General features: G+C 64.3%; 5 protein-coding genes and 1 tRNA gene. 2 read left to right on the top strand and 4 right to left on the bottom strand.

All coding sequences use genetic code 11. The annotated features are described in order from the left end of the window. Nucleotides 1-586, bottom strand: a 586-nt coding sequence (locus tag ACTHL0_RS08660; RefSeq protein WP_440566317.1) for an NAD(P)-dependent oxidoreductase, incomplete at its 3' end; no start/stop codon positions are given. A 137-nt stretch (nt 587-723) separates the two neighbouring features. Here ACTHL0_RS08660 and ACTHL0_RS08655 point away from each other — a divergent pair. Further along, nucleotides 724-882 (top strand): hypothetical protein, encoded by a 159-nt coding sequence (locus tag ACTHL0_RS08655; protein ID WP_440566316.1) that lies wholly within the window; start codon nt 724-726, stop codon nt 880-882. A gap of 100 nt (nt 883-982) precedes the next feature. On the opposite strand, the gene ACTHL0_RS08650 is transcribed toward ACTHL0_RS08655, so the two are convergent. From ACTHL0_RS08650 to ACTHL0_RS08640, 3 genes are all read right to left on the bottom strand, one after another. Beyond that, nucleotides 983-1363, bottom strand: coding sequence for a DUF5594 family protein (locus ACTHL0_RS08650; protein ID WP_440566315.1), 381 nt, complete (start codon nt 1361-1363; stop codon nt 983-985). Nucleotides 1364-1632: 269 nt separating this feature from the next. After that, a tRNA-Arg gene (locus ACTHL0_RS08645) sits at nt 1633-1707 on the bottom strand. Nucleotides 1708-1843: 136 nt separating this feature from the next. Then, the gene (locus ACTHL0_RS08640; RefSeq protein WP_440566314.1) at nt 1844-2026 is read right to left on the bottom strand and encodes a rubredoxin; all 183 of its coding nucleotides are present in this window, start codon (nt 2024-2026) and stop codon (nt 1844-1846) included. A gap of 213 nt (nt 2027-2239) precedes the next feature. On the opposite strand from ACTHL0_RS08640, the gene ACTHL0_RS08635 reads away from it, so the two are divergent. Further along, entirely contained in the window at nt 2240-4177 is a 1938-nt protein-coding gene (locus tag ACTHL0_RS08635; RefSeq protein ID WP_440566313.1) for an ATP-binding cassette domain-containing protein, read from the top strand. Nucleotides 4178-4585: the final 408 nt, after the last annotated feature.

The following is a 4585-nucleotide window of genomic DNA, read 5'->3' as shown; positions in this document are numbered from 1 at the left end:
GCACGAGGCCGGCGATGCAGATCTGGTTGACCATTTTGGTCAACTGGCCCGAACCGACGGGGCCGAGACACGTCACGGCCACCGCATAATGTTTGAGCACGGCGGCGGCGCGGTCGAAGGCCCGGGTATCGTCGCTGCCGCACATGATCGTCAGCTTGCCGTTTTGGGCGCCGGCCTGACCGCCCGAGACCGGGGCATCGATGAATGCAATGCCTTGCGCGCGGGCTGCGTGCGCAAGTTCGCGCGCGACGTTCGCCGATGCGGTCGTGTGATCGGCGAACAGTGTGCCGTTCGTCATACCGGCGAACGCGCCTTGCTCGCCAAGCGTGACGCTGCGCAGATCGTCGTCGTTGCCGACGCAGGCCAGCACGAGTTCCGCGCCTTGAGCCGCTTCGCGAGGGGTGTGGGCGGCGCGGCCGCCGTACTCGGCCACCCATTGCTCGGCTTTCGCGTACGTTCGGTTGTAGACGGTGACGTCGAATCCGGCCTTGGCCAGATGGCCGGCCATCGGATGGCCCATTACGCCGAGCCCGATGAAGGCGACACGGCGGATGGCGCTGGCAGAAGAGGAAATCGGCTCGCTCACGGCGGCTCCTTTGGCTATGGGGTGGGGGCCCCAATTATCGCAGCGATGCGGCGTGCGGCGGCGCACACTCGCAATTGCGCCGGGCGAGCCTAGAATGAGACTGTGATAAGCGGCTGTGGACGCCCGTGGAGGCTGCCATGTTCGATTCGTCGGTTGGCTTGATATTTGTGTTGATGCTGTTCGCGTGCGCCGCGCTTGCGATGTCCACGCGCTATCGTACGGACCATCCGCTTGCCGATCTGATCCGTTGGATGCACGCGCATGATTGGTTCGATCGGCCGCATCATCGGCATTAGGGTCCCGGGGCGGTATCGGGCGGCGGCATTGGCCGGCGTTCTGCCCCCGGCGTGCCTTTGGGGATGTGTTGGTCTCAGTGGCTGCGATTGGAACCTGCCGTCAGCCTTCCAAATCGAGATTACCCAGTAAAACAAAGGGCTCGGCCTGCGAGCGCGTCGATAGGTCGAAATCACGCGCGGCTTGCCATGCGGCGAGCTTATGCGGCAACGCTTCGATGTAGTGTTTCAATCGCCGCAGACCGCCAGGCTCCGTCAACGAGGCAATCTCGCATTCATCCCAGGTCATGTGCAGATTGAGCGGGTGACGCTCGCCGCGCACGCGTTCGGCGAGCGGCGCGGTAATTTTGAGTGTCGTCGGGCGGCCGGGGCCACCGTATGGTTCGAGTCGGATATCGGCTTGCGGGCCGACGACGTCTCGGATCGCTTGTGCAATGCGAGGAGCGAACTCGACGTCGAATTGATGAGCTGTCGTTGGGTTCATGAGGGGCGCTTCCGTGGTTAGGGGATGCTAGCACGGAGGGGCGGGAGGGTTTCGGGGCGTCAAGGGCGGGATGGCGAATCAACGAGATCGTCCACGGCGCGCGCGGTTTCGGCTGATACGGCGCGTCGTTTGGCCGTCGTGTTGGGCACGAGCCCGCAGTTCTGGTTGGACTGCAGGCCGACTACGATCTCGAGGAAGCGGCGCGGACGGATTGGTCGGATTTGCGGCCGTTGGTTGCGGCGTGAATGGCGGCGGACGGCCGCACGGAATGGTCCCCCCGACAGGAATCGAACCTGTATCTAGCGCTTAGGAGGCACTTGTTCTATCCATTGAACTACGGGGAGGATGACCTGACGGGCGGTGAGCCCGATGCGCCGGCGCGCAGAGTATATCAAAGGCCGCGCCTACCCATAAGATGGGGCGGCCAGCGCTCGTGGCGATAGCACGGGCACCCGGTCCAAGCACCGAACTACAACCCGCTCAGAACTCCACCGCAGCGAAGTCGCCCTTGCCCACATCGCACAACGGGCAGCGCCAATCATCGGGAATATCGGCGAAGCGCGTGCCCGCCGCGATGCCCTCGTCAGGCAACCCTTCCTCTTCGTTGTACACCCACCCGCAAATCAGGCAAACCCAGCTTTTATATTCGATCACGTCGCTCACAGCGTCTCACCCTAATTCATCTCAAAAGATCGCTACCCCAGCGCCAGACCCACAGGTCACGGGCGCCCAGGGGGGCGAATTGTCGCACCTCTTTGGCAAGTCCGTTGGCCGACACCGCCAAGGCGGCGATTGTACCGAACGGCCAGCGCGTGTCGGCTCACGAGCCGCCGCCGGTACAATGGACGTTTCGATTTTTGCAGGCGCGTCCCTTTTATGTCGCTCTATTCCATCGTCGGCGCGCAGCTCGCGTTCGGCCACGTCGCACTGCTCGATCATGCCGATTTCTCGCTCGAAGCCGGCGAACGCGTCGGGCTCATCGGGCGCAACGGTGCGGGCAAGTCATCCCTGCTCAAGATCGTCGCCGGCCTTATGCATCCCGACGACGGGCTCGTCACGCGCCAGCAGGATCTGTCCACCGTCTATGTGCCGCAAGAGCCCGAGTTCGACGAACAAGCGTCGGTCTTCGATGCCGTCGCGGCCGGCCTCACGCAGGTGCGCGCCTCGCTCGACGAATACGATGCCGTCGCGCATGCGCTGGCCGCGACCCCCGAGGGCGCCGAACACGATGCGCTGCTCGCACGAATGAACACGCTTCAATCGGCGCTCGACGCCGCCGGCGCCTGGAACTGGCGCACGCGTGTCTCCACCACGATCGCGCAACTGAACCTGGACGGCGATGCGCGCGTCGGCGCGCTTTCCGGTGGAATGCAAAAGCGCGTTGCGCTCGCGCAGGCACTCGTCGTCGATCCCGATGTCCTGCTGCTTGACGAGCCGACGAACCACCTCGATTTCGACGGTATTCGCTGGCTCGAAGAACTGCTCGTCAGCTCGCGCGCCGGCCTGCTGTTCATCACGCACGCTCGCGCCTTTCTCGATCGGGTCGCCACGCGCATCGTCGAACTCGATCGCGGCCGATTGCTGTCGTATCCCGGTAATTTTTCTGCCTATCAGACGCGCAAGGCGCAACAGCTCGAAGTCGAACGGATCGAAAACGAGAAATTCGACAAGCTGCTCGCGCAAGAAGAAGTATGGATCCGCAAGGGCGTCGAAGCCCGCCGCACGCGTAGCGTCGGGCGCATCGCGCGGCTCGTGCAAATGCGGGAGCAACGGGCCGAACGCCGCAACGTGCAAGGGAATGTGAAACTCGACGTCGGGCAGGGTGAGCGCTCGGGCAAGATCGTCGCCGAACTCACCGATGTCACCAAACGCTATGGCGAGCGTACGGTTGTGGAGCGTTTCTCCGCCACAGTCATGCGCGGCGACAAAATCGGCTTCATCGGCCCGAACGGCGCAGGCAAGACCACGCTGCTCAAGCTCATTCTTGGCGCGATTACGCCCGACGAAGGCACCGTGCGCGTCGGCACGAACTTGCAGGTGGCTTACTTCGATCAGATGCGCGCCCAGCTCGATCCGGAAAAGAGCTTGGCCGATACCATCAGCCCCGGCAGCGACTGGATCGAGGTCAATGGCACGCGCAAGCACGTCATGAGCTACCTCGGCGATTTCCTGTTTGCGCCCGAGCGGGCGCGCTCGCCCGTGAAGTCGCTGTCGGGCGGCGAGCGCAATCGGCTTCTCCTGGCGCGGCTGTTTGCGCGCCCCGCGAACGTGCTCGTGCTCGACGAGCCCACGAACGATCTCGACATCCCCACCTTGGAACTGCTTGAGGAGTTGCTGGCGGACTACGACGGCACGGTGTTGCTCGTCAGTCACGATCGCGCCTTTCTGGACAACGTCGTCACCTCGGTGATCGCCTCGGAAGGGGCTGGCCAGTGGCGCGAGTATGTCGGCGGCTTCACCGATTGGCAGACGCAGAGCGAGCGCGCTCAGCGGCTCGCGCTGGAGGCCGCCGCCAAGAATGCGCCCAAGGCCGCGCCGCGCGAAGCGGCGCCCAAGGAGAGCGCGGCGGGACGCAACGCCCAGCGAACGGTCAAGCTTTCGTTTAAGGAGCAGCGCGAGCTCGAGGCATTGCCCGAGACGATCGCCACGCTCGAGGCCGAGCAGAAGGCCATCGGCACGCAACTGGAGGACGGTTCGATCTTCGCGCGCGATGCGAAGGAAGGCGCGCGGTTGACCGAACGCTACGCGGCGATCGACGACGAATTGCTGGCCGCCCTGGAGCGCTGGGAGGCGCTGGAAGCCAAGCGTAAATAGGGCGGCCGGCAGCCCAGGCCGCGGCGCGGTTGCGTTTGCATGGGCGTCGTGTCGCCAAGCGGAAACGGTGCGGTGCACTCCCGGCCCGGAGCCGTTTGGCGGATGGCCGCTCGGCCGATGGCCATCGGGACGAATTGCCGCGCGAAACGAAACCAGTAAAATACGCCGCGATTATGGCGGACGGGCATCCGGCGCCGCCGGTTGCGCCCGCTTTGCGGGCATGCCGGCCGTGCTCGTTGTTTCCATTCGCTTTTTTTGAACTTTCAACGCATTGTCCACGCGGATATCCACACGCGCTGTGGACAACGACCTACACGAGACCATGTCCACGAAAAAGCCAAGCGCCGCATACAGCGAGGCGTCGATCAAGGTGCTCAAAGGGCTCGAGCCGGTCAAGCAGCGGCCGGG

The organism is Trinickia sp. (assembly GCF_051961175.1).
Classification (GTDB): Bacteria; Pseudomonadota; Gammaproteobacteria; order Burkholderiales; family Burkholderiaceae; genus Trinickia.
Note: the sequence above shows the minus strand (reverse complement) of the source record. Positions and strands in the feature narration are given on the sequence as shown.

What these genes read in the sequence shown, in the direction of transcription:
- ACTHL0_RS08655 (WP_440566316.1), top strand. Translation starts at nt 724, where the DNA reads ATGTTCGATTCGTCGGTTGGCTTGATATTTGTGTTGATGCTGTTCGCG.
- ACTHL0_RS08650 (WP_440566315.1), bottom strand. Translation starts at nt 1,363, where the DNA reads ATGAACCCAACGACAGCTCATCAATTCGACGTCGAGTTCGCTCCTCGC.
- ACTHL0_RS08635 (WP_440566313.1), top strand. Translation starts at nt 2,240, where the DNA reads ATGTCGCTCTATTCCATCGTCGGCGCGCAGCTCGCGTTCGGCCACGTC.